A 25109-nucleotide genomic window follows, 5' to 3' on the forward strand; every position below is an offset into this window, starting at 1 on the left:
GTCCATGCAGTTTATTTTTCATCTTTTTAGGGTGTTGCTCGTTTGTATCAAGCAAGATCAAAAAATACGTGTTTTGTACTGGCAGAATTAAAAAAGTCTACTAGTATCAATTAGTAAGAATATCCGTAGCAAAAAAACAGGCTGTGCTTACCTAAAAGAAGGATGAAATAACGCGCACGCTGGTTTTTTCAGTTTTGGATTTTGTTAATAGTTTATAAAAATATTATTTTTCAACTGCTTATAAAGGTATTGGCGAAATTTTTTAATTGTCTAAACGCGCATGCGCACTATTAAAAATGTTATAACTAAATCGCAAAAGGAGATTTTAAATGAAAATTAAAATAGCCGCAGTGATTGTTTTCTTACTGTCTGGTTGCGCGAGCCTTCAAAGCCCTCGAGAAACAAATATAGCTGTAAGTACTCTTCTAGACGAAATCCAAATTGCAATAAATGAGATCGATGCAAGAACAGGTGATGGATCTGGCCTTCCTCCTTTTAAGAATGCAGAGGTCAAATTAACAACTAAGGCAAAAATCTCCTCGGAAGGTAGTGCTTCACTGATTCTTTCAGGGGAAAAAAGTAAAACGTCAACAGATTCAAATGTTCTTACTTTAGAGCTTGTACCAAACCCTGCGACAGCCGAATTACTATCCAAGGGTACAGGTCATGAAATTGCAGAATATGTAATTGCGGCGGTTACCGCAGTCGATGAAAAAGGGTTTCTTAAACTCAACTCGCTAACAGTAGAGGCGGGGCTTGAAGTCGTTCAGGCAGCTGGTGGTAATATTGAGGTAGAGTTAATAGGGATTACTGTTAAAGGTGGTCGTAAAGGAGAGTCTACTGAAAGCAACAATCTAAAGCTAGTCTTTGCCTATCCGGCTGAGAAAGAATCAAAATGAGTTATAACAAGGCAAGCCAAAATCGTGGCATTTCATGCCACTGGACTCGCTACACTCGCCTTTGCTTGCGGCGTCAACCCCCCAACCCACTTCTATACGCTCTACCTATCCTCAGCAAACCACTTCGCCTAAAGAACAATGAACAGGGTTGTTAGAGCTCAACCCTGTTCTTTGGTCGTTTTGGTCAGCAGATCATGCCTTCAATGTGTAGTATCGGTGTCTTGTTGTCATCGAAGATTCTGATCCAGCCTTTGTCTGTTTTTCCGTTGATTGGTTAGCCAAGGGCTTGGTTGATCAAGGCAAATTGCATCATGTTTTGATCTTTTTGCGGTGCGTCTCCTCGGGACATTTGAACCACGGTATCCACTTGCGGCAACCCAACGGATTCCAGCCAAGGGCTAAGGCCTGTGTCGGCGGGTACGTCAATTCGAACAAAGTCTTTTATGTGGGTATTGAGGCAATGAAGTATCAGGGCTTTGGCTTGATCTTGATGTTTTGTAATGACAGGGCCAATGGCATAACCCCGACCAAATTCACGGAGCAAGGCAAAGCCTTCAAGCTGACCATGCTGTTCAAGCACAACCCCTTGGGCGGATTTTAAAATCTCCGTCAAGGGTGCTCTACGGTTAAGGTCACAGGCTTGTTCGGCGAATGCAAATGCCGTGGTGTAGTCTGTCGGTTCCATGGGACGTATGGATTCATTGGTGGCAAGAGGAACGGGATACAAGGCTGTGATGATGGCCTGATGTTGATTCACTTCCCCAATGGCTTTGAACCCAAAGCTTTCATAAAGGGGTTGGCCTGAAGGCGTGGCAAACAACAGGGCACTTTTGTGATCGCCAATTTCATGGAGGATTTTCGACATGAGCTGACGGCCAATACCATTGCCTTGGAATTCTGGTGAGACAATGACCATACCCAGCGAGGAGAATTTGTCACCATGATTCCAACACAGGGCGGTGCCAATCGTTTGTCCGTCGTGTTCGGCAACAAATCCTACTCCTAAGTGTTCGACTAATTGCCAATCTTCCATCCTGTGTGGCCATTTCACTATTTGAGAAAGAGCATAGGCGGCGGTTAAATCTGCCTCTGTCATCGGGCGGTAAGAAATGGTGATTGGGTGGTTCATTACAGTCATGCTGGCCTCCATAAAATGTTGAGGTATTTTGGCGTCTGCAAGGAGGAAATTCTAGGAGATTCTTGCCAAAAACAAGGGCTTTAATGGAATTCGGTAGTAAGCGCTAAATCGCAACATGAGAAGAGAGGAAATATGCCGAAACAGGCTTTAATAACGGCATAAAATAGTGAGGCCTGTCTTATCATTTATGGTGCAAATGGCGTGATGGGAGCAAGCTGTTTGATCATTAACCTAGGGCTTGGCTGGCTAAAGCGAAACTTTGTAAGTCCGTTTTGGTCATGTCAAAAGCGCTGTTTTTCATGGTTGTGACCTGATCAAATTCAGGTAGGCCACAAATGGATAAGAAGTCTTTAAAGAAGGCATCTTGATGACAGGTATCGAGACGCAGAAATTGCCCTGCATGATCATTGACATGAGGGGTGACCAGAGCGATAGCGTCTTGAGGGGTTGCCGCCACCACTGGGCCAATGACATGACCGCGGCCAAATTTTCGACATAAAGCAAAGCCTGCGACCTTATCATTGCGCATCAGTACTGAACCGGTTGAATTGGCTAATAACGTCTGCATAACTTGTTCTCTTACGGTGCCAAATGCTTGACCATCTAAAGCGATAATGTCGGCTATATGAGGGCTCTCTAGCAGGCGAATATTGCCTTCAACAGGAAACAGAGAAGGGCTGATTGAGGTAGCAATGCCCTGATGTTGGCTGACTTTGGCCACATCATGAAAACCTAACGATTGATACAGTCGATGCCCAGCCTTAGTGGCATTCAATATAATATTGTGTTCAGCGCATTGCGCCATCACGTGCTTCATTATCCAGCGACCCCCACCCAGCATTTGCAAGCGTGGTGATGTGATGACCATACCTATGGTGGCGAATTTTTCAGCTATGGGAAACCACATGCCTGAGGCAACAATACGACCAATAGGATCGCAGCCAACCACCCCTTTTCCTAGGCTTAAGAGCATTTGCCAGTCATGCGGTCTGTGTGGCCAATGCACGGTAATGGAAAGCTCGTGAAGCTTGTCGACGTCCTCATGAGTCATGTCGCGAATGGTTAGCTCGTATGTTTCTAATCGTTTGGATGTTTCGTTTGGCACCTTTGCCACCTCTAGGCTTTATCTGTGTTGAGGACAGTCGACATAGTATTGAGTTTGTCATTGCCGCTGCCGAATTACTAGGATGTTCTTGCCAATTTGTTGTTTTGGTCACTGTTTTGCCAATGAAAGAGGCAATTCGGCATCAATCCCTAAAATGTCCGCAGACAAAGGCGCTTTTGTACCGTTACTTCTCTGCTGAACAGCACAATACGCTGTTGCTTCACACTTAGAATAAAGACAGTCATTTATTGTGAAGTAGGAGAGAGGAATGGGGTCTTTTAATCCAGCAAATGTGTCACTTCCTTATAGCCATTACATTGGCGGAGAGTCATTTGATAGTGGCACTAAGATGGCGGTACTGCGTCCATCAGACGGACAGGCTTATGCGGATGTGGCATTGGCGGATCTGGATCTAGTAGACCGTGCGGTTGACAATGCTTGGCAGGCTTATAAACAAAGTGATTGGGCTAAAAAATCGCCTCGTGATAGGGCAAAAGCCATGCTGCGCTGGGCGGATCTAATTGTTGCTGACAAGGAGAATTTAGCGCCCCTTGAAGCCCTGGGCTCTACCCGTCCTATTGCTGCTGTTAAGCAATGGGATATTCCATTCTGTGCTGAGGGCATTCGTTTTTTTGCTGAATATGCTGACAAGCTAGGCGGCGAGGTGATTCCTACCGATCACGGCCATTTGGGCATGACAATCACCGAACCGTACGGGGTGATTGGTGCGATTGCCCCGTGGAATTTTCCTTTGGTGATGGCCTCATGGAAGATAGCGCCAGCCATGGCCGCAGGCAATGCGGTGGTGCTTAAACCATCAGAAATGACCCCCTTTAGTGTGGTGCGCTTAGCGGAATTGGCCATCGCCGCAGGGATTCCAGCGGGCATTTTTAATGTCATTCAAGGGGATGGCAAGGTGGGAGACGCCCTATGTCGTCATCCCTTGATATCAAAAGTCACCTTTACCGGTTCAACGAAAACGGGTGCCTTGATCATGTCTGCCTGTGCGCAATCTGGCACCAAACCTGTGACCTTAGAATTGGGCGGAAAAAGCCCGCAGTTAGTGTTTGATGACGTGAAGGATCTGGATAAAGTCGCCCAACGCATTGCCGCTGCCATTACCACCAATTCCGGGCAAGTCTGTGTCGCAGGTTCCCGTTTGTTAGTACAAGAGGGCATTGCTGAGCAGCTGGTGTCTCGCATTACTGAGAGGTTTGATGACATGGTGGCTGGACCCACTTGGCAAACCTCAAGCACCTTGTCGCCCATTATTTCCTCCCGTGAATTGGCCCGTATTGAAGGGGTTGTGCAAGGCGCTATAAAGCAAGGTGGGGAACTTCTGACGGGCGGCCAGAGTGTCGCGGTTGACGGCGCCAACAGCTTTTATAAACCGACCATCTTGCAGCAAGTGGACATGAGCATGGATGTGGTGCGAGAAGAAATCTTTGGCCCAGTTTTATGTGTGGAAACCTTTGCTACTGATGAAGATGCCTTGCAATTGGCTTCCCATCCTTCTTATGGCTTGTCGGCTGGGGTACACACGGCGGATCTTAATCGCGCCATGCGCATGGTAAGAGAGTTAGAGGCGGGTACGGTCTGGGTCAATCGTTATGGCCGTAGTTGGGATTTTGCTATTCCTACGGGTGGCTTTAAAAGCTCTGGTATAGGAAAAGACCTTGGTCGTTATGCCTATGAAGCCAACCAAAAAACCAAGAGTGTGCTCATTGATTTGGGTGCCTAGTTTTATGTCCCTAGTTTTATGTGCCGCCAAATTTGGATCGGCGTTTTGCCTATAAACGACATTCTTTTGGGTGACGGTAGATTGTGCCGAGGTGAGGGGGGATTACCGTCAAAAATGCCTTACGAGGAAACAAAATCGGGCTAAATCCATTGGCTTTTAGTGCTGTAATGTTTTACGAACTTTTATAAGAGTGCCAGTTCATGCTAACGCAGATGGGCACGAACAAGGTAACAACCAACTTAGTAATTTTTGAATAATGATGTGGAGAACAACTCGATGGCAACACTGAACCCTAAGTACATCACTTTTGATTGCTACGGTACGTTAATTTATTTCCAAATGGGGCCAACGGCACGCCGTGTGTTTGCCGATCGTATCTCTGAGCAAGATATGGATCAGTTTGTTAAAGATTTTGCCGCCTATCGTTTAGATGAAGTGCTGGGGGATTGGAAGCCATACAAAGAGGTGGTTTGTAATGCGGTGAAACGCACTTGCGAGCGCTGGGGAATTGAATATCGTGATGATGAAGGCATGATTTTCTATGAGGCGGTACCCACCTGGGGCCCACATCCTGATGTACCGGAAGCTTTGGCTCGTTTGGCGACCAAGTACAAATTAGTGGCGTTAACAAACGCGATGGACGAGCAAATTCCTCATAACATTGAGAAGCTTGGTGCGCCTTTTCATGCCGTTTATACCGCAGAGCAAGCGCAATCTTATAAGCCAAGGTTGCAAGGCTTTGAATATATGTTGGCGCAACTTCAATGTCAGCCTGAAGAGCTGTTGCATGTGTCGTCCAGCTTGCGTTATGACCTGATGTCCGCCCATGACATGGGTATTAAGAATAAAGTGTTTGTGAATCGCGGTCATGAACCTTCGACGCCCTTTTATGAATATCATGAAGTGGCCGACCTAGGTGGTTTGGCGGATTTATTGGGTGTCTAGCCCCTGTATAAGGAAGCCTCATGAAGCTTGAATCCTATTGGTTAGACACAGTTTCGCCTTTTGCCAATGCTGAGCAAGACAACCCATCAGGGCAATACGATGTGGCTATTGTGGGAGGAGGGTTTACCGGCTTGTCGGCAGCATTGGCCTTAGCCAAACAGTCCGTCTCTGTGGTGTTGTTAGAAGCCAATCAAGTTGTCGGTGAAGCCTCAGGGCGAAACGGTGGCCAATGTAACGCAGGCCTGGCTCATGATTATGCCAGCTTGGCGCAAGGCTTAGGGGTGGATCGGGCTCGGGCGTTTTATGCTTCCTATATGGAGGCCGTCGATACGGTAGAAAAGATTGTTAAAGATGAGTTAATTGAGTGCGATTTTACTCGTCATGGTCGGCTTAAATTGGCGTGTAAGCCACGCCATTATGATCAGTTAAGACGTGCTCAGGAACGCTTATTTAACGAAGTGGACGAACACGTCAGTGTGTTGGATGCCCAGCAAGTGGCGGATGAATTGGGTACGGATTATTTTTATGGTGGCCTGTTACAGACCACCAGTGCGCAAATGCACATGGGCAAATTTGGTCATGGTTTGGCGCAAGCGGCAAGCCAGCATGGAGCAAAGATATATCAATCTGCCGCGGTGACGGCCATTGATCCTGTCGGCACAGATAACTACCAAATCACAACGGCTCAAGGCTCAGTGAAAGCCAACAAAGTCTTGTTGGCCACCGGCAGTTCGAAACAAGGCCCTTTTGCGTATTTTCGTCGCCGTTTGGTGTCTGTAGGCAGCTTTATCATAGTGACCGAGCCTCTTAGTGACAGCTTGTTGGCGCACCTTATGATGAAACGTCGCAGTTATGTGACGACGAAAAACATCGGTTACTACTTTCGCATCACCCCAGATAATCGATTGTTGTTTGGTGGGCGCGCGCGTTTTGCCATGTCGAGTCCCAGTTCAGATGCGAAAAGTGGTCAGATTTTACGTGACGCCATGGTGAAAATGTTTCCACAACTCAGTTCCGTGCGCATTGATTATTGCTGGGGTGGTTTAGTGGATATGACTGCTGATCGACTGCCTCGGGCCGGACAGCATAAGGGCCTGTATTACTCATTAGGCTATAGCGGTCATGGGGTACAAATGTCGACCCATATGGGCAAAGTCATGGCTGAGGTGATGCAGGGGAAGGAAGGGATAAATCCTTGGCAAACATTGGATTGGCCTCCTGTTCCAGGGCATTTTGGCAAGCCTTGGTTTTTACCTATGGTTGGCGCTTATTATCGCTTTAAGGATTTGATTCAGTGAGTGAATAGGTTTCTTGGCAAGTTACCTCTTTCCTTATTTGATCTTTATGGCGGCAGAAACATTCGTAATGAATACAAAATAATAAAAACCAGAGAAGGTTCGAACACGTCCTCTGATGTCTCAGACATTCAGGACGCTTATTCGCCTCTTTACTCGTTAGCTCACAACTCACAAAAGGAACCATAACATGAAAGATGACAAGAAAAATTCGTTACTGGATCAACAGAGTTCGACAGAAATGCAGCAAGGTATTTCCCGTCGTCAGGTACTACAGGGGATGATGGGCGGCGGTTTGGTCGCAGCGGGTTCAGGCGTATTAGCGCCGGGGTCTTCCCTTGTTTTTGCCGATACCACTGAGCCAAAACGCGGTGGTAAAGTTAAAGTCGCCAGCCAATCCGGTTCAACAGCCGATACCTTGGATCCTGCAAAAGGGTCAGGGTCAACCGATTATACTCGCCAATACATGTTTTATAACGGTTTAACCATGTTGGATCATACCCTGACGCCGCAAATGGTGTTGGCGGAATCCTTTGATACTCAAGATGCGCAAAATTGGGTGATTAAGTTACGTAAAGGGGTAAATTTTCATGATGGTAAACCCTTTACCTCAGCGGATGTGGTGTACAGTTTAAATCGCCATAAAGATCCGAAAGTGGCGTCTAAAGTGGCGACAGTCGCCAGCCAAATGCAGGAGATCAAAGCGGTTGGTAAAGAGGAAGTACACATTCGTTTGGCAACTAAAAATGCTGATTTTCCTGCCATGTTGGCGGTTTCTCATTTTCTTATCGTGCGTGATGGCACAACGGATTTCAGTATTGCCAATGGTACGGGGGCCTTTATTTGCAAAGAGTTTCAGCCCGGCATTCGCTCTGTAGGCGTGCGCAATCCAGATTATTGGAAAAAAGGTCAACCTTATTTAGACGAAGTAGAATTGTTCTCCATTCCCGATGAACCCGCTCGAGTGAACGCTTTGTTGTCTGGCGATGTGCAACTGATTAACTCAGTGAATCCAAGGTCTATGGGGAAATTAAATGACAATCCAAGCACGAGAATATTGCAGTCTAACTCGGGCGGTTATACCAATTTGGTGATGCGCGATCATCTCGGCCCAGTACAAAACCCGGATTTTGCTTTGGGTATGAAGGCGTTAATCAACCGAGAGCAAATTCTGCATGTGGCGTGTCGAGGATTTGGCACCATTGCTAATGACCAGCCAATCCCGAAAGGTCATCGTTATTACATGGGGGATTTGCCACAAAATGATTTTGATCCAGAAAAAGCCAAATACCACTTTAAAAAAGCTGGGGTGTTAGGACAAAGCATTCCTATGGTGGCATCGCCTGCAGCCGATAACTCGGTGGAAATGGCGCAGTTGATTCAATTGTCAGGTCGTCAAGTGGGCCTGAAATTGGACGTGAAACGGGTACCTGCGGACGGTTATTGGTCGAATCATTGGATGAAAGACAGTTTAGGCTTTTCCAATATAAACCCTCGACCCACAGCGGATCTGGTCTTCAGTTTGTTTTTTGAGTCCTCAGCTAAGTGGAATGAATCGGGTTGGAAGAGTGACAAGTTCGATCAGTTGTTACTGGCTGCTCGTGGCGAAACAAACGAGAGCAAACGCAAGCAAATGTACGGCGATATGCAGGTATTGGTGCATGATCATTGCGGTGTTGCTATTCCAACCTTCAGCAGTATTAATGACGCTTGCAGCATGAAACTGGGTGGTTATAAACCTCATCCTTTGGGTGGCTTCATGGGTTACATGTTTGCTGAACAGGTTTGGTTAGAAGCCTAGACAGCTATTGGTATCCGTCAGACTGGAAAAACGGCTTAGGTGAATAAGCGCAATTCTTGGTTTTGTATTTGCATTATTACTGTCGTTTTTCCGTCATGGCTGAGGCAATCATTCGTTCTTTATGCATACGATTGTCTTGAGTAATGCGTTTTCTTAAGGCTGTTAATAGAAAGGTGATTCATGAATCAAACCCTGCTAAGGCTGATCGTCAATCGAGTGGTATTGGGGTTTTTGACCCTCTTGCTTGTCTCTATGGTGATTTTCACCATCACTAATATGTTGCCGGGGGATGCGGCTCAGCAATTTTTAGGACAAGCGGCGACGGCTGAAACCGTGGCGGCGTTACGCACCGAAATGGGCTTGGATTTGCCTTTTATGACACGTTATATCGATTGGTTAGGAGGCTTATTCGTTGGTGATGCGGGTCTCTCAATGGTAAACAATTTACCAGTAACCGAATTGGTGGCGACACGTTTGCCAAACACCTTGTATCTGGCCGCGCTGGTGACCTTGGTGTCGGTTCCTGTGGCCTTATTTATTGGTATTTTCTCTGCCATGTATCGAGGTTCATGGTTTGATCGCTACAGTAATGTGTTTGCGGTGTTTGCGGTTTCGGTACCCGAGTTTTTGATTGCCACGGTGGCGGTCTTACTGTTTGCTGTTCATTTGGGTTGGTTATCGGCGTTATCTCATATTGAAGGTGCGCAGACGGTTGGCGAGCTATTAAAAGCCTTTGTGATGCCGGTATTAACCCTATGTTGTGTGCTGGTGGCACAAATGGCCCGCATGACTCGTGCTGCGGTAATTGATCAACTTAATTCTTCTTATGTCGAAATGGCTTTGCTCAAAGGCGCACGTCCAATCCGCGCTGTGTTGCGTCACGCTTTACCTAATGCCATTGGGCCTATTGCGAATGCGATTGCCCTGAGCCTGTCGTATTTGTTGGGTGGCGTCATTATTGTGGAATCTATTTTTAATTACCCTGGGGTAGCGACCTTGATGCTAAATGCAGTCAGTACACGAGATATGCCCTTGGTTCAGGCCTGCGCTATGTTGTTTTGTTTTGGCTATCTGATCTTGGTGTTACTGGCGGACATCAGTGAGATTTTATCGAATCCGAGGTTACGAAAATGAGTCGACCTGTTACCTTGCTGAGGGTTTTTCAGAGACAATCCGTGGGTGGTTTTGTGGGGGGGTGTCTGGTGTCATTCTGGCTTGTTATGGCGGTTATTGGGCCTTGGGTAGCGCCGTATCAAGCCAATGATTTTGTCAGTTACGATATTTTTGCCGCCATGAGTTCAGACTACCCCTTAGGGACGGATTATTTAGGCCGAGATATGTTAAGTCGAGTGCTAAGTGGCGCGCCTTACACCATAGGTGTGGCGTTAATGGCGACCTTGGCAGCTTGTTTGGCGGGGGTGATTTCTGGCTTGGTAGCGGCGGCTTCTAGGGACTGGGCTGATGCCATGATCAGTCGTGCACAAGACGCTTTGATTTCCATTCCGAGCAAGATGTTTGCCTTGATCATGGTGGCGTCGTTTGGCTCGTCGGTTCCCCTGTTGGTATTGACCGCGGCCATTGCTTATATGCCGGGAAGCTTTCGTATTGCCCGTTCATTAGCGGTAAATGTGATGACGCAGGATTTTGTACAGGTGGCGCGTCTGCGCGGAGAATCCATGCCTTATATTATTTTTAAAGAAGTGTTGCCGAATATGTTGCGTCCTGTGCTGACGGACTTTGGATTGCGTTTTGTTTTTATTGTTTTGTTATTAAGTTCCATGAGTTTTTTGGGCTTAGGTATTCAACCACCCGATGCCGATTGGGGCTCCTTGGTACGAGAAAATATTTCCGGCTTAGGAGAAGGTGCCCCTGCGGTAATCGCGCCAGCTATCGCCATTGCGACCTTGACGGTTGGGGTGAATTTATTGATTGACAATATTGGCACTAAGTCCACGGGGCATTAAGGAGAGAAACATGACAGAACTGGTAAAAGTGAATGACTTACAGGTTGCTGTGTTGTCCGGTGACCAAGAGATTCCGATTGTTCATGGTGTGGACTTTAGCCTCAATAAAGGCGAAGTATTGGCGCTAATTGGTGAGTCTGGCTCGGGTAAAACCACCATAGCTTTGTCCTTAATGGGTTACGCTCGTAGTGGCTGTCGTATTGTGGGCGGAACGGTGGAAGTGGCCGGGGTGGATGTACTGACCTTGTCGGCGAAACAGTTGTCACAGTTACGTGGTCGTACCGTGGCTTATATTGCGCAAAGTGCGGCGGCGGCCTTTAATCCAGCAAAATCCATCATGGATCAGGTGATTGAGAGTGCTTTAATTCATCACCTTCTTACAAGAGAAGAAGCTCAGCAGAAGGCCATTGGCTTATTTCGTGAGTTAGCTCTGCCGGATCCTGAACACATTGGTGAACGCTACCCTCATCAGGTCTCGGGGGGGCAATTACAGCGTTTGATGGCTGCCATGGCGTTAATCACAGATCCTGCCTTGGTGATACTGGATGAGCCAACCACAGCACTGGATGTAACGACGCAAATTGATGTATTAAAAGCCTTTAAAAAGGTGGTACGAGAGCGCAATACCACCGCTGTGTATGTGTCTCATGATTTGGCTGTTGTTGCCCAAATGGCAGATCGTATTGTGGTGCTTAAAAATGGTGAGATCCAAGAAAACAGTCTGACCAAAGACATTTTAGTTGCGCCACAGCATGACTATACCAAAAGCCTGCTCAATGCTGTGCAGGCAGAACCCCGTGATGACATGATAAATCAGGCAGAACTGGATGCTGACAAAGCAACGCCTTTATTGGAAGTTCGGCATTTGGAAGTCTGCTTCCATAAAGGTAAGCCGGTATTACAGGACATAGATTTAAAAATTCGTCGTGGTGAAACCATTGGTGTAATTGGCGAATCCGGTTCGGGCAAAACCACCTTGGCGCGAAGTATTGTGGGTCTTGTTGAGCCCACTATGGGGGACATTTATCTTGATGGCAGCCCTTTAAAAGCAACAGCATCCGCACGTACCCGTGAACAGTTACGCCGCGTGCAATATGTGTTTCAAAATGCCGATACGGCCCTCAATCCACGTCATACGGTAGAAGAGATTTTAGCTCGTCCGTTACGCTTTTATCATGGCATGAAAGGCAAAGAGTGTACTGAACGAGTGTTGGAACTATTGTCCCTTGTGCAATTACCAAAGAGCCTCGCCAAGCGCCGTGCCACGGAATTATCGGGAGGGCAAAAACAACGCATTAATCTGGCGCGTGCTTTGGCAGCGGAACCGGATGTGATTTTGTGTGACGAGGTGACCTCGGCGTTAGATACCGTGGTGGGGGCAGCCATTCTGGAATTGATGGCCGATTTACGCAAAACCCTGAATGTGTCTTACCTCTTTATTAGTCATGATATCAGTATGGTACAAGCCATTTGTGATGAGATTGTCGTACTTTATTCGGGTCATAAAGTGGAGCAAGGAGCCGGAGACTTATTCCAACAAGCGCCATTTCATCCTTATACCCAACTCTTGATTGATTCCGTTCCTGAGATGAAACAAGGCTGGCTAGAAGCGACAGATTCTTATCATGCCCCGCTAAGTGAAATGGGCCCTTTGAAACAAGGGGTGGAACTTTGTCCCTTTGTCGATAGGTGTTCGGTACGTATCGAGGGTAAGTGTAATCAGATTATTCCACCACGGGTTAGATTGGATAAAGGCAATCAAATTCTTTGTCATCATAAATTTAGCCAAAGTGACCTAAACAACCGTGAGAAAAATTCGTTCCAGTCTGTTAGGTCGTTAGTAGGGGAAGGGATATAGGGAGACTGGATACAAGGATAAAGGAAGGGTGAGGGACAGGACAATGAACCAAGACAAGCGACTTTCGATCGAGCAAGTCAGAATAAAACAACCTTCTTTGTGGTATTTAGGTGATTCGGTGGCGGAACCCATTGTTGCCGTAAAAGCCTATATTGACGAGCATTTTAAAGAATCCATTAGCCTAGACTCCTTGGCCGCTTTGGTCGGTTTGACGCGCTTTAGTCTGGCGAAGAAATTCCGTCAAAACTTGGGTATTTCTCCTTATCAGTATGTGTGTTTGGTGAGAGTCTCTAAGGCGCAAAGCATGATAGTACAAGGGATTCGCCCGGCAGATATCGCGGCGGCGGTGGGTTTTTTTGATCAAAGTCATTTAGCAAAGCATTTTAAGCGCATCTATGGCATGACGCCGAAAGATTACCGACAGCAATATCATCAGGGATAACCTTGAATAAGAGATGATCGACTGTCGGTTTGGCGGTTAGAATTCTGACACTTTTCCCCAAGCATTTTTATGCAAACGTGCTAGCTGGTACTGCTTATGTTCGACAAAAGTCTCTTTCCCCGCCAGCATCTCGGCAATCAACTTTCCTGCCCCAGGGCCGATGCCAAAGCCATGGCCTGAAAAACCAGCGGCTATCATGAAGCCTTGTATATTGCAGGCCTGATCAATTACTGGTACCCCATCTGGTGTGCTGTCAATGTAACTGGCCCAGGCATTTTGTATTGGGATGTCCCTGAGTTCGGGTAACATTTGACGCGCCCGCGTTAAGGTTTTTTGGATATGTCGATGGGATGGTCTGGGATCGAGGATACGATTCTTTTCCATTGGCGAGGGCTTGTCCAAAGCCCATTTTTTAAGGGTTTCATGACCTGCTCCCCATGCCTGAAAGCCGCCCGGTGAAAGCACTTGCCAGCGTTTAGCAAACATGGGAATAAAGGCCCCAGCAAATTTTAGTTGCTGCGGTGTTATGTCTACATTTGCTGACCCTGAAATGGCTAAGGTATGACCACCATCGCCGCGTTTCGTGACCGAAATAGCCGCCGTATGCAGGGCATCCGGAAGCCCTTTGGCGCCCGGCATAATAGAGAGGATTGACGAACGCACTGCGGACTGTGGGAAGCGAATGTCCAGTTGATTACAAAAAGAAGAAGCCCAAGCACCACCGGCTAAGACCACTTGTTGTGTTGCAATGACACCTTGTTCGGTAATTACCCCGGTGACTTTCCCAGCTTGTGTTTCTATACCTCGAGCGGCGCAACCTTGGTGGATACTGCCACCATGTTTTATTACCCCTTTGGCGATCAAAGGGGCCGCTTTGGAAGGATCGGCAATACCGTCTGAAGGGGAAAATACCCCACCTAGCCAGTTTTGCTGGGTTGCTTTGCCACGTTCATTTGCCTGCTCAGAGGTGAGGGTGTGAGAAATGACGCCTTGCTCATTGGCAAATTTTCCCCATTTTGCCCAGCTTTCAAGTTCTTTAGGGTTATTGGATAAGTAGAGTAACCCGCAACGACGAAAACCTAAATCTTCATTCAGATCCGCCATGATTTCTTCCCATAATTCGAGACTTTTTGTCGCCAAAGGCAGTTCTCGAGCATCACGGTTTTGTTGTCGACACCAACCCCAGTTACGGCTGGATTGTTCTGCGCCAATTTGTCCCTTTTCAACTAACGCGACCTTCATGCCTTGACGGGCGATAAAATACGCCGCACAGACGCCGACAATACCGCCGCCGATAACGACAACATCGGCTTTTTTAGCCAGTCTATCTGAGGAAGAAATGGTCAATAAGGGTGCGGGCATTGCGTTCTCCTAACGGTTACTTCATTGCATCTATTGGGTGACAGGTATAATGCTTGCTGTGGCTTAACATGACACATTATTCACTTTGTAACTCTCCGAATCGCACCACGGTCACGCCGGGTCGTAATTGGCGTATGGAAGGCATAACTAACACACAGTTTGGATAAGGCGTGACTATCTGTTGCTCGTTTTGCCAAGCGATCAGGGAGCCAGCTTGAGGAAAGGTTTCTAATCCGGTGAAATCATCACTAAAACGGAAATCCATGCTAGTGGCGACCACGGGCTCGGTTACCTTAACCACCTTTAGCTTAGGGTCAAGGGGTTGAAACCAATCCGTTGGAATATCGTTTTTATCTACTATGTTATGCAGCAACAAAAAGCGTGCGGTGACGTCCTTGGCAACATCAATGGAAGAGGCTTGCCAATGTTGGCCGCATTCAACCAGCAGGGCATTTTTGGGGCTGTTTGGGTCGCCAAATGCATTGTAATCACGCAAACGACAACCTTCAGGGTGGCCTTCATCGCGGATTATCCAAGCGGGAGATTGTTGCTGGCTTGCTAGGGTTAACCCTTTTTTAAGAGGGCCACACACATTAAGCGGTGGACAAGCTTCGTGCATTGAGTGGATGTCGAGGAGGAAGTCTACGTCATCGATAACAGGGCGTAATTGTCGTGCGCGTGCTAATTCACAAGATTGTTGGCTTAAGTCATCGAGTAGCTGATTGGTCCAAACTCGGTTTAAGTCTTGATCGACAAAACGAGACGCATCTGGATGTTGCGCATCAAAGGCTTGGTAGGCGGCAACATTCGCAAAGGCCAACGTCAGTTTGCCATGACTTGGTCGTATGCCTAAATCTATCAGTGCTTTGACAACTACCGCACCACAGACTTCATTGCCATGTGTCAATGAATTGATCATGACATGAGGGCCGGGAAGGCCACTGTCAAATTGATACACATAAGGAATATCCCCATTGCCCTCGGCGTAGGGAGTGATATCGGGAAAGGATATTTCAATTGGATAGTCTGCTAATGCTGTCTTGTTCATTGTCATGGCCTTCTGTTTTAGCTTAGATTTCCTTTTAGCTTAGATTTCCTTGGCAAAGGTACTTGGTGTCTAGATAATCGTCTAAACCATAATGCGAGCCTTCACGTCCATAGCCAGATTCCTTTACACCACCAAATGGTGCGGTTTCTGAGGCGATGGCACCTTCATTAATGCCGACAATACCGGTTTGCATTTTATGGGAAACGCGCCAAACACGATTGATATCTTGTGAATAAAAATACCCAGCCAAACCATAGGGTGTATCGTTGGCTGCTTGTATGACTTCTTCTTCCTGATGAAAACGAAATAACGGTGCCACCGGGCCAAAGGTTTCATCATGGGCCAATTCCATATCATGATTGGCGTTGCCCAAAACGGTGGGAGCAAAATAATAAGGCCCAGTGGCTATGTCGTTTTGCAATGCTTGGCCACCGGTTAATAAGGTGGCGCCTTTCGCTAAGGCATCCGCTACGTGGCGTGTTATTTTGCTAACGGCCTTGTCATTGATCATAGGTCCGATTTGACTGTCTTGATGATCCCATGGCCCGACTTTTAGATTGGCGACTCGAGCAACAAGTTTTTCTGCAAACGCCTCATAGCAAGTATCGTGAACATAAATACGGTTTGGGCAAACGCAGGTTTGGCCGCCATTGCGAAATTTAGCGGCGATTAAGCCTTCTACCGCGGCATCCAGATCCGCGTCTTCAAAGACGATAAAAGGGGCATTGCCCCCCAGTTCAAGGGACAGTCTTTTCAAGGTGCCTGCGGCTTCTCTGGCTAACATCTTGCCAACGGCGGTGGAGCCGGTAAAAGTCACTTTGCGAACACGAGAGTCGGATAGCCAACTGCCCACTAGATCTGCCACATTATTTCGAGAGCAAGTGACAATATTCATGACGCCTTTTGGTATCCCAGCTTCTTCCGCCAAGGCCACCAGAGCCAAAGCCGTTAATGGAGTGTCTTCGGCAGGTTTGGCAAGGATAGTACAGCCAGCCGCTAAGGCGGGAGCCAGCTTACGGGCAATCATAGCCAAAGGGAAATTCCAAGGTGTGATGGCAGCGACGACACCAACCGGCTCTTTGACCACCATGAGTTTTTTGTCGGCAACTGTGTGCGGCAGGATATCGCCATAAGTTCGTAAGGCTTCCCCTGCAAACCAGTCTACGTAAGCCGCGCCGTAATTTACTTCGGCTAAGGATTCCGCCAAGGGTTTACCTTGTTCGAATGACATAATAGTGGCGAGATCATGGCGGTTTTCAATGATTAATTCATGCCAGCGGACAAGATAATTTGATCGCACTTTTGCTGGCAGATTACGCCAGCTTTCGAAAGCTGCAAAGGCCGCGTCGGTAGCCAGTTTGGCATCCTCTGCTGAACTGTCTGCGACCTGAGCAAAGGTGTCTGCGGTGGCTGGGTTTTGCACCGGGTAGACTTGGCGTTGTACGCTATTTTGCCAGTGTCCATTGATAAAGTTGTCAGCACGGATAAGCGAAGGGCGTGTTAAGGTTAACGTCATCAGGTTACGGCCTTGTGTAATGCAGTGATTGAGTAAAGAAGGTTATTTTAACCAGCTGAAAAGGGCATTTGGCTTGGATAATGGCGTACAAAAGAAAGATTTCTGCTTTATTTTTATTGAATTCAGAAGCATATGCCGTTTGCCCATGACATGTGGCGTAACCTGTCATGGGCAGGACTAGTTGTCTTGCATGAAGAGATTGTCAATAGGGTAAAACTTTTTCACTATGGGCGATTTAATGACTATGTAGCTGAAATATTTATCAATGAAAATATTCTGGTCTAAAAGGTCTTCCATTACCGTCTGATAATGCACCACATTACGTGTCAAAAAGATGAGTTGATAATCAAATCCACCGCTGACCAGATGACATTCCTGCACCTCATCCACTTTGCGAATGTAAGCTTCAAATTGAGCAAAATGGTCTGGCCGGTGATCCTTAAGGGTAATCTGGGTAAAGACCCGCTGAATGGTGCCCAATTTTTCTAACTGAATATGCGCGCCATAATCGACAATATAGCCTGATTTTTCTAGGCGTTTAACGCGGGTTAGGCAGGGGCTTGGAGACAAGCCCACGGCATCTGCCAAATGCACATTGGAGATACGACCGTTACGCTGTAGATGGCTTAGAATACGGATGTCAAGTCTATCTAGTTTAGGCGCCCCGTTCATCCAAATCTCCAATTATTTTAAGCAGTTAGGTATTTGATATTAACAACAAAGATCGTTAAACGTCATCAATAAAGCGCAAAATAATTACGATTCAAAATGCATCATTTATTTACCACGGGTTGGCAGTGTGTGGCGGCCTTATCCATTGCTAGACGTACCTCAGGTTGCCCCATTATCTCATCAAGAATGCGGGTTAAGCGTTGAAATAATAGGTCAAAATCCTCTTCGGTATAACACAGGGCTGGAGCAAAGCCAAGAATATTGTCGGCAAAAGCGCGGAAAATGAGCCCGTGCTGATAAGCACTTTTGGCAATGCGTTCAGCCAATTTTAGCTGTGCAGGAAAAGGCGTTTTAAGGTCTTTGTTGGCGACTAATTCCAAAGCACCGAGTAAGCCGCGACAGCGGGCATCTCCCACCAGAGGATGAGACCTAAAGGCCTGTAAACCTTGCTCAAAATAAGGGCCAAGGCGTTGACCATTGGCCAATAATTCTTCTTCATATAAGCGAATCACTTCCAAGGCGATGGCGGCACTGACAGGGTGGGCAGAATAGGTATAGCCATGACCGACAGGCGCATTGGCACCGCAACCTTGCAGCAAACCTTGGTACACCTCATCACTCATCATAACCGCGCCCATAGGCGCGTAACCTGAAGTTAAGCCTTTTGCCATGGTCATTAGGTCGGGGGTTACCTGTTCCGCCAAACTGGCAAACATGGGGCCGGTACGACCAAATCCGGTGATGACTTCGTCCACCACGAACAATATGCCTAACTCGTTACAGCATAACTGCATGGCTTTGAGCCAACCTTTCGGTGGAACGATCACGCCACCAGAACCCATAATGGGTTCACAGAAAAATGCCGCGACCTGATCCACGCCCAGCTCTTTTACCTTGTTTTTCAAAGCGGTCACAGATTGGTTAATGAGACTTTCATCGCTTGTGTTTTCAGTACTACGATAGGCGTAAGGGCATGGAATACGATGTTGATTAGGCTGGGGCAAATCAAAGTGTCGATGAAAAGCAGGTAAGGCCGTAAGCCCAGCGCCTTGGGATGAAGAGCCATGATAACCACGCTCGACGCTGATAAAGTGCTTTTTACTGTGTTTGCCTAGGGCATTAAAATAATTCGTGATGAAACGAATAGCCGAGTCGACGGCATCGGATCCACCCAGAGTAAAGTAGACATGCTGAAGTGAAGAGGGAGTAATCTCAACTAACTTGGCCGCCAGTTTGATGGCTGGTTCAGAGCCAAAATCAAAGTAGCCAGTGGCATAAGGGAGAGTGCGCAGTTGTGTTTCTGCTGCCTTGATAACACTGTCTTGACCATAACCCACATTGACGCACCAGAGACCTGAAAAAGCGTCTAATAATGTTTTTCCTTGATAATCTGTGAGGTAAGCACCTTTACCAGAATGAAGTATGGTGACGCCTTTTTCTTCGTGCTCACGATAATTGCTGACGGGGTGGATGAGATGCTGCTTGTCCAGAGAAACTAAAAAATCGTTATGCATGTTCACGGCGCCATAAGTTATTAAAAGGAAACTCATGTTAGTACGAAAGCAGCGGCGTAATATGTTGAGTAGTATAGGCTGAACAGGCTAAATATGACGAATTAGCGGGAGAATCGAAAGATTATTTTGTTTATTACTGTTGGACTGTTTTTCTCCTTTTACTCTCTTAAAAAGCGGAAATTTGAAGGCTATCATATTGCCCTAATGAGTCATTATTCGCACCTTCCCTAATGTTGGAAGGTTGAAAACGTATTATTGAAGAGAGCCTGTTATGAGCTTTGCTATTTTATTTGCGACCAATTCCCCTAATTATTCAAAGGCGTTGGTGGAACTCTGTGGTGAATTGTATCCCGAGGTTGCGGCCTATTTACCCGAGGATGAGGGAGCACAAAAGGCGACGGTGGCCGCATGTTGGGCGCCGCAACAAGACTTATTAGCCTGCTATCCCAATCTTCAGTTGGTGCATTCTGTCGGTGCGGGGGTGGATCATATTCCTGAAGACATTTTGCTTTCGTCAACACCTGTCTGCCGGGTGGTTGATGATGGGCAAAAATGGGCGATGTTTGAGTATGCTTTGTACGGCATATTACATGTGCAACGTAATTTTGATAAAGCCGTCATGGAACAGGCGTCGCAAAATTGGCAACGTTATCCGATCAAAACCGCCTCGTCGGTGCGGGTAGGAATATTAGGAATGGGAGAATTGGGTGGTTTTGTGGCGCAACAATTGGCTCAGTTTGGCTACAGTACAATGGGGTGGTCACGTTCCGAGAAACGTCTTGATGAAGTAGCCTGTTTTTATGGCGAAGATGGATTAGCGCAAATGCTGCCACAAACCGATGTGCTGATTAATTTGTTGCCCCTGAATCAACACACTCAAGGCATTTTGAATTGGGACTTGATGGCACAGTTGCCCAAGGGTGCGTACCTAATTAATTGTGGTCGAGGTGGGCATCTGGTCGCGAGTGATTTAATAGCAGCGATTGAACAAGAGCATTTACGTGGGGCCTTGCTGGATGTTTTTCCCGTTGAGCCCTTGCCCTCATCCGATCCCCTATGGCAAACGAAAGGAGTGATTATCACACCTCATGTGGCCTCAGATGCGTCCAAATCTGAAATTATTCATCAGTTGGTGCGTAATGGGAAAAGATTGGCGAATGGGCAATCCCCCCTTAACCAGATTGACTCAAAGCGAGGTTATTAAGCGCTGCTTTTTTATCACTTGACGTCAGCATGCTAAAAAGAGGGTGTTTTAAGGCGCAAAGCCTATTGTGTTACCACGTATATTTGAGTGTTTTACCTCTGAGATAGAGTTAAGATGGATAAATGATCTCAGATAAGTAACGAAGAGGTTTGTATGCTTCGGTTTTGCTCTCAATATCGTGTTTATTTAGTGGTTGGAATAGCAGTTTTATTGGCTTGGGTGGGAGTGATAGACAGTTACGCCGAAGACTATATTAATACCTCATTAGTGACGTCTTCCGTATCTTTTGGTTTGGCCAGATTATTCAATGCCACTGTGTCCGTGTTGTCGACTGTCACACTGAATGTCCCCATTGTTGGCTCGATTCAGATTGGCGAAATGCTGGATCCTTTGAATGATTTGGTGGAAGACTTTTCTAGCATTATGAAGTACGCCATTTCGTCGTTATTGATTCAAAAGTTTCTCGTAGAAATCTTCCAAACCTGGTATTTCAAAGTCTTTATTAGTGTGTCTGGTGTGCTGTATTTAGTTTGCTATTACGCTTCTTTTAGTGGCTTGGTGGTCATCTATCGGGTGTTTTTGTTTGCCTGTTTGTGTAAGTTCTCCATTGCCTTAGTGGCGCTAGGGAGCAGTTGGGTAGACAGGGCTTTTGTTGAGCCACGCATTGCGCAAAACAATTTGGCCCTGGAGGCGTTTCCGGTTTCCCCTGATCAACTGGATCAGTCATTGGATTTAACCGCAGAGCTAAAAGCCCAAGCCGCCCTCGACTTACAAGAGGAAAAACAAAAGCATGATGCCCTGTTAGGGCAAATATCACAGTTGCGTGACGCGCTGGCAGAACGGAATGAGGAAGAGGCGATATTAAGGGAGCAGAAAGCAAGGTTGGCGGCAGAAGAAGGGGCCTTCAATAGTCTATTTAATCGCTCAGATGCATTGAAGGCCATTCAAGCTAAATTGGATCAGGTGAAGGATGAGATTCGAGTTCAACGTATCAGCTTGGCCGATCTGGCGGATCAGCAGCAAGAAAGTGCTGAGGAAATGGCGTCCTTAACCGAACGTATGAATGGTAAAATGAGTACCTTTGAAAGCCTGACCAGTGGCTTTAGCCGTGTCACCATGGCTGCCAAAAGCAAAATTCTTGGCTATGTGGATTCTTTGAATGCGTCTATGGATAAGTTCTTAAACTTGATGGCCTTGTTTTTACTCAAAACCTTGGTGATGCCTTTGCTTTTCTTATGGGGTATGTATAAAGCCTTTGTGAAGGTGTGGGAAATGACGCCAAGGCAAGCCATAGAAAGGACGCAAGTGTCATTGGATCGCATGAAGCAATAACCCTGTACGTTGCAATGATAAAAAACCCTCAGTGAGAAAGCTCACTGAGGATTGCTATTCACTAACTTTTCAAAAGATAAGCTGGCTTACAGGGTGAAAGGGCGATCGCCGTTTTCGTCTTTAATGCGTGTTGGTAGCCCCATGTCGTTCAGCAAACCTAGGAAAGGTTTTGGATCTAGCTGCTCAACGTTGCGCATTTCCTTGGTGTCCCAAGTACCGTTCGCCACCAAAATGGCCGCCGCAACAGGCGGAACACCCGCTGTGTAAGAAATACCTTGGCTACCTACTTCGTTGTAAGCGTCTTTGTGGTCGGCCACATTGTAGATGAAGACTTCTTTTTCCGCGCCATCTTTGATGCCTTTCACCACGTCACCAATGCAGGTTTTACCCGTGTATTCAGGTGCTAATGACGATGGATCTGGCAATACGGCTTTGACCAATTTTAACGGCACAACTTCCAGACCTTCTGCGGTTTTTACCGGTTGCTCAGACAAGAGGCCTAGGTTTTTCAAAACGGTAAAGACATTAATGTAGTGTTCGCCGAAACCCATCCAGAAGCGTACGTTTGGTACGTCTAGGTTTTGTGATAGGGAGTGAATTTCATCGTGACCTGTCATGTACGCGGTTTGCTTACCTACTACAGGTAAGTCGTCGGTACGACTGATTTCAAACATCTTGTTTTCTTGCCACTGGCGGTTTTGCCAAGAGTAAACACGACCAGTAAATTCACGGAAGTTGATTTCTGGATCGAAGTTAGTCGCAAAGTATTTACCGTGGCTGCCCGCATTGATATCTATGATGTCGATATCACTTACGCTGTCAAAATAATCATTGTAGGCCAAAGCGGCATAAGCATTTACTACACCGGGATCGAAGCCAACACCTAGAATGGCGGTAATACCCTTTTCTTTACAACGCTCGCGGCGTTTCCATTCGTAGTTGGCGTACCATGGTGGTTGCTCACAAATTTTTTCAGGTTCTTCGTGGATGGCGGTATCTAAGTAAGCAGCACCGGTTTCGATGCAGGCTTCTAGGACCGACATATTAATGAAGGCAGACCCTACGTTAATAACGATTTGCGATGCGGTGTCTTGAATCAGTTTGACTGTGGCTGGCACGTCTAGAGCGTCGAGGGCAAATGCTTGAATGCGACCTTCGACTTTCATACTGCCTTTGTCTAGGACACTGGCTACAATATCGTCGCATTTCGCAACGCTACGTGAAGCAATTGCGATATTGCCCAGTGTGTCGTTGTGTTGAGCGCATTTGTGAGCGACTACGCGCGCCACGCCTCCGCCACCGATAATGAGGACATTTTTTTTCATAGTAAGACTATCTCCAAAAGTTGAGTCTGTAGCGTTAGGACAGATTCTGTTCAAAATCTTGGTAATCAAACTCTCTGACGAGTTCGATCGTGCCATCCAGTTGGCGTATGGCAATGGACGGCATTTTGACGCCATTGAACCAGTTTTTCTTCACCATGGTGTAGCCGGCTGCGTCTTGGAAAGACAGGCGATCACCCACTTGTAAGGGTTTCTCAAAGGTAAACTCACCAAAAATATCACCAGCGAGGCAAGATTTACCGCATACCATGTATTCGTGCTCACCATTGTTTGGCAGCATTTTGGCACTTTCACGGTAAATCAGCAGATCCAACATGTGAGCTTCGATAGAGCTGTCGACAATGGCCAGATTTTTACCATTGAATAGGGTATCGAGTACCGTCACTTCAAGGGTGGTGCTCTTGGTGATACTGGCTTCACCAGGCTCTAGGTAGACTTGAATGTGGTACTTGTCGGCAAAGGCTTTTAAGCGCTGACAAAAACGCTCCAGTGGGTAATGGTCACCAGTAAAGTGAATTCCGCCCCCTAAGCTCACCCATTTGACCTGCGCGATAAGATGACCAAAGTTTTCTTCGATTAGATTGAGCATCTCGTCAAAACGTTCAAAACTGTCGTTTTCGCAGTTGTTGTGAAACATAAAGCCTGAGATATCATTGATTACCGTACTGATGCGCTCTGGATCCCATTCTCCTAAACGACTGAAAGGGCGGGCCGGATCAGCAATGATAAATTCAGAGGTACTGACTTGTGGGTTGACGCGCAGACCACGGGTTTTGTCGGCACTGATGTCTTTAAAACGATTCAACTGGCCAATCGAGTTAAAGATGATCTTGTCAGAGTGGGCTAATACTTCTTCGATTTCTTCATCAGAGTAGGCCACACTGTAGGCATGAGTTTCGCCTTGAAAACGGGTTTTACCCAATTTTACTTCGTATAAAGAAGAGGACGTGGTGCCATCCATGTAGTCCTGCATGAGATCGAAAACAGACCAAGTAGCAAAGCATTTTAGCGCCAATAAAGACTTAGCGCCGGAGTGTTCACGCACATAGGCTATCTTCTCTAAATTCTTTAATAGAGCGGCTTTGTCTATGAGGTAATAGGGGGTTTTTATCATGGCATTTGGCCTGTTATAAAAAGTCGGTATTCTAGCAAACAAGAGAGGATTTTCTAGTTGCCATTGTATCTTTTCCGAGGCTTTTTTAAGGCTATCTGATGTTTTTCTAACGGCTTTGTTATTGTGTTACTTTTGGGCAGCATTTAGCGGTTATCTGCTTTATAATTTGGTGCGTTTTTGCTAATAGCTTAGGGGCTTTAATAGCGAGTGGGAATTTTGAGAGGACAGGTTACATGTTGATGTTAATAGTAGGTTTGGTGATTTTTATCTGCGTTCATTCGATTGGTGTGGTGGCGCCAAACTGGCGTGACATGCACCTTGAGAAAACCGGCTTGGTGCAATGGCGAACACGTTTTATTTTGTTGAGTGTATTGTCCTTGGCCTTAATTGTGTTGGGTTATCAGCAAACGCGTCTTGAGCCTGTTTGGTTGTGGTTTCCACCTGTTGTGGTTCAACATATTGCCGCTTTGGTGATGCTGGTGGCGCTGTTTGCTTTAGGTTCAGCCTTGGTACCGAAAACCACTTTGAAAGCGAAAATGGGCTACCCCTTTTTACTTGCCGTTAAATTATGGGCGTTTGCGCATCTAATGAGTAACGGATCTCTGGCTGATGTCATCTTGTTCGGTAGTTTGTTGGTTTGGTCTGTGGCCAGTTTTGCTATTTACCGGCGTCGTGATCGTAAAAATGGCGTACAGAAAGAAGAAAGCGGTGTGCAATACGACATGATTGCCTTTGTGTTTGCCATGGTATCTTGGTTCGCCATCGTTTTCTTCCTGCACAAAGCGGTGATTGGTGTATCACCTTTGATGTAGCTCA

Annotated in this window: 22 protein-coding genes; 13 read left to right on the plus strand and 9 right to left on the minus strand. The window is 46.6% G+C overall.

Annotated features, from left to right (window positions below):
* Nucleotides 1-329: 329 nt before the first annotated feature.
* Nucleotides 330-899 carry a hypothetical protein gene (locus tag ABXS85_RS17030; protein WP_353667719.1) on the plus strand — a complete coding sequence of 190 codons (570 nt, stop codon included), beginning with the start codon at nt 330-332 and terminating at the stop codon, nt 897-899.
* A 274-nt stretch (nt 900-1173) separates the two neighbouring features.
* Here the strand turns inward: ABXS85_RS17030 and ABXS85_RS17035 are convergent, their stop codons facing one another.
* Entirely contained in the window at nt 1174-2037 is an 864-nt protein-coding gene (locus tag ABXS85_RS17035) for a GNAT family N-acetyltransferase (protein WP_353667720.1), read from the minus strand.
* Between the two features lie 226 nt (nt 2038-2263).
* Entirely contained in the window at nt 2264-3142 is an 879-nt protein-coding gene (locus ABXS85_RS17040) for a GNAT family N-acetyltransferase (protein WP_353667721.1), read from the minus strand.
* Here ABXS85_RS17040 and ABXS85_RS17045 point away from each other — a divergent pair.
* From ABXS85_RS17045 to ABXS85_RS17085, 9 genes are all read left to right on the plus strand, one after another.
* Nucleotides 3109-3372 carry a hypothetical protein gene (locus ABXS85_RS17045; RefSeq protein ID WP_353667722.1) on the plus strand — a complete coding sequence of 88 codons (264 nt, stop codon included), beginning with the start codon at nt 3109-3111 and terminating at the stop codon, nt 3370-3372. The genes ABXS85_RS17040 and ABXS85_RS17045 overlap by 34 nt on opposite strands.
* A gap of 38 nt (nt 3373-3410) precedes the next feature.
* Nucleotides 3411-4883 carry an aldehyde dehydrogenase family protein gene (locus ABXS85_RS17050; RefSeq protein WP_353667723.1) on the plus strand — a complete coding sequence of 491 codons (1473 nt, stop codon included), beginning with the start codon at nt 3411-3413 and terminating at the stop codon, nt 4881-4883.
* Between the two features lie 276 nt (nt 4884-5159).
* Nucleotides 5160-5828, plus strand: a complete 669-nt coding sequence (locus ABXS85_RS17055) for a haloacid dehalogenase type II (protein WP_353667724.1) — start codon at nt 5160-5162, stop codon at nt 5826-5828.
* A gap of 20 nt (nt 5829-5848) precedes the next feature.
* The gene (locus ABXS85_RS17060; RefSeq protein ID WP_353667725.1) at nt 5849-7126 is read left to right on the plus strand and encodes an FAD-binding oxidoreductase; all 1278 of its coding nucleotides are present in this window, start codon (nt 5849-5851) and stop codon (nt 7124-7126) included.
* A 187-nt stretch (nt 7127-7313) separates the two neighbouring features.
* Nucleotides 7314-8924 (plus strand): ABC transporter substrate-binding protein, encoded by a 1611-nt coding sequence (locus ABXS85_RS17065; RefSeq protein WP_353667726.1) that lies wholly within the window; start codon nt 7314-7316, stop codon nt 8922-8924.
* Between the two features lie 180 nt (nt 8925-9104).
* Nucleotides 9105-10058, plus strand: coding sequence for an ABC transporter permease (locus ABXS85_RS17070; protein ID WP_353667727.1), 954 nt, complete (start codon nt 9105-9107; stop codon nt 10056-10058).
* Nucleotides 10055-10888 carry an ABC transporter permease gene (locus ABXS85_RS17075; protein WP_353667728.1) on the plus strand — a complete coding sequence of 278 codons (834 nt, stop codon included), beginning with the start codon at nt 10055-10057 and terminating at the stop codon, nt 10886-10888. Before ABXS85_RS17070 ends, ABXS85_RS17075 begins: the two co-directional genes overlap by 4 nt.
* Nucleotides 10889-10898: 10 nt before the next feature.
* Nucleotides 10899-12746, plus strand: a complete 1848-nt coding sequence (locus tag ABXS85_RS17080; RefSeq protein WP_353667729.1) for an ABC transporter ATP-binding protein — start codon at nt 10899-10901, stop codon at nt 12744-12746.
* A 43-nt stretch (nt 12747-12789) separates the two neighbouring features.
* Entirely contained in the window at nt 12790-13188 is a 399-nt protein-coding gene (locus ABXS85_RS17085) for an AraC family transcriptional regulator (protein WP_353667730.1), read from the plus strand.
* 36 nt (nt 13189-13224) lie between these two features.
* Here the strand turns inward: ABXS85_RS17085 and ABXS85_RS17090 are convergent, their stop codons facing one another.
* From ABXS85_RS17090 to ABXS85_RS17110, 5 genes are all read right to left on the minus strand, one after another.
* The gene (locus ABXS85_RS17090) at nt 13225-14550 is read right to left on the minus strand and encodes an FAD-binding oxidoreductase (RefSeq protein WP_353667731.1); all 1326 of its coding nucleotides are present in this window, start codon (nt 14548-14550) and stop codon (nt 13225-13227) included.
* Between the two features lie 76 nt (nt 14551-14626).
* Entirely contained in the window at nt 14627-15598 is a 972-nt protein-coding gene (locus tag ABXS85_RS17095) for a M14 family metallopeptidase (RefSeq protein WP_353667732.1), read from the minus strand.
* A gap of 34 nt (nt 15599-15632) precedes the next feature.
* A complete protein-coding gene (locus tag ABXS85_RS17100; RefSeq protein WP_353667733.1) occupies nt 15633-17114 on the minus strand; it encodes an NAD-dependent succinate-semialdehyde dehydrogenase in 1482 nt (493 codons plus the stop codon).
* A 177-nt stretch (nt 17115-17291) separates the two neighbouring features.
* Nucleotides 17292-17786 carry a winged helix-turn-helix transcriptional regulator gene (locus tag ABXS85_RS17105; protein ID WP_353667734.1) on the minus strand — a complete coding sequence of 165 codons (495 nt, stop codon included), beginning with the start codon at nt 17784-17786 and terminating at the stop codon, nt 17292-17294.
* A 101-nt stretch (nt 17787-17887) separates the two neighbouring features.
* Complete coding sequence (locus ABXS85_RS17110) at nt 17888-19300, minus strand: aspartate aminotransferase family protein (protein ID WP_353667735.1); 1413 nt, start codon at nt 19298-19300, stop codon at nt 17888-17890.
* Nucleotides 19301-19571: 271 nt separating this feature from the next.
* Between ABXS85_RS17110 and ABXS85_RS17115 the strand changes: the two genes are divergently transcribed.
* Nucleotides 19572-20504, plus strand: coding sequence for a glyoxylate/hydroxypyruvate reductase A (locus tag ABXS85_RS17115; protein WP_353667736.1), 933 nt, complete (start codon nt 19572-19574; stop codon nt 20502-20504).
* A gap of 153 nt (nt 20505-20657) precedes the next feature.
* Entirely contained in the window at nt 20658-21836 is a 1179-nt protein-coding gene (locus ABXS85_RS17120; protein ID WP_353667737.1) for a hypothetical protein, read from the plus strand.
* Nucleotides 21837-21922: 86 nt separating this feature from the next.
* On the opposite strand, the gene ABXS85_RS17125 is transcribed toward ABXS85_RS17120, so the two are convergent.
* Entirely contained in the window at nt 21923-23161 is a 1239-nt protein-coding gene (locus tag ABXS85_RS17125; protein ID WP_353667738.1) for a saccharopine dehydrogenase family protein, read from the minus strand.
* 34 nt (nt 23162-23195) lie between these two features.
* Nucleotides 23196-24293, minus strand: a complete 1098-nt coding sequence (gene nspC, locus ABXS85_RS17130; RefSeq protein WP_353667739.1) for a carboxynorspermidine decarboxylase — start codon at nt 24291-24293, stop codon at nt 23196-23198.
* Between the two features lie 233 nt (nt 24294-24526).
* Here nspC and ABXS85_RS17135 point away from each other — a divergent pair, with 233 nt between their 5' ends.
* Nucleotides 24527-25105: an NnrU family protein gene (locus ABXS85_RS17135; RefSeq protein WP_353667740.1), complete on the plus strand. Its 579-nt coding sequence runs from the start codon at nt 24527-24529 to the stop codon at nt 25103-25105.
* Nucleotides 25106-25109 lie beyond the last annotated feature (4 nt).

Source organism: Marinomonas sp. THO17, assembly GCF_040436405.1.
Classification (GTDB): Bacteria; Pseudomonadota; Gammaproteobacteria; order Pseudomonadales; family Marinomonadaceae; genus Marinomonas.